Consider the following 509-nt stretch of genomic DNA (forward strand, 5'->3'; position numbering starts at 1 on the left):
CCTTGCCGTTCCCTTCCCGCAATTCCGTCTCGTAAAGCTCGAACGGAAACTCTTCGTAGCGTCCGGAAACTACATCGTCGAAGGACTGCCGGTTGAAAGGCCCGACCGTCTCGCGCGGCAGCCGGTCGAAGGAGTTCGGCCTTCCGCCGTGCTGGTAGTGCACATCGCGGATAAAACCGAAAATGATGGGCAGCAGCGTGTCGCGGAACGATTGCTGCAGCCGCGTCGCCGGTTTCATGGCCTGGAAATAGAGCAGGACCGAAGCGGCGAAGCCTATGACATAGAGAAACACATGCGGCGTCGAGAACCATTGCTCGTGGGGATCGGCGACCTTGTTGAACAGCCAGGCAATGAGCGCGACGAAAACGACCACCAGGCCAACGAACAATGGGACGCGCCACTTGACCCTGCGGGCGACCGAGGCCCTTGTCGCTTCGTATGTCCCGATGTCCTTCTTGATGGCCGCGATAGCTGCCGCGCCCGGCATGAAATCCGCTGCTTCCATCGCC

At 60.3% G+C, this 509-nt stretch carries 1 pseudogene; it reads right to left on the reverse strand.

What is annotated here, in order from left to right:
• Window positions 1-509, reverse strand: a pseudogene (locus tag EN852_RS34955) (hypothetical protein); the annotation flags it as partial.

This window comes from Mesorhizobium sp. M2E.F.Ca.ET.209.01.1.1, from assembly GCF_004010375.2.
In the GTDB taxonomy this organism is placed as follows: Bacteria; Pseudomonadota; Alphaproteobacteria; order Rhizobiales; family Rhizobiaceae; genus Mesorhizobium.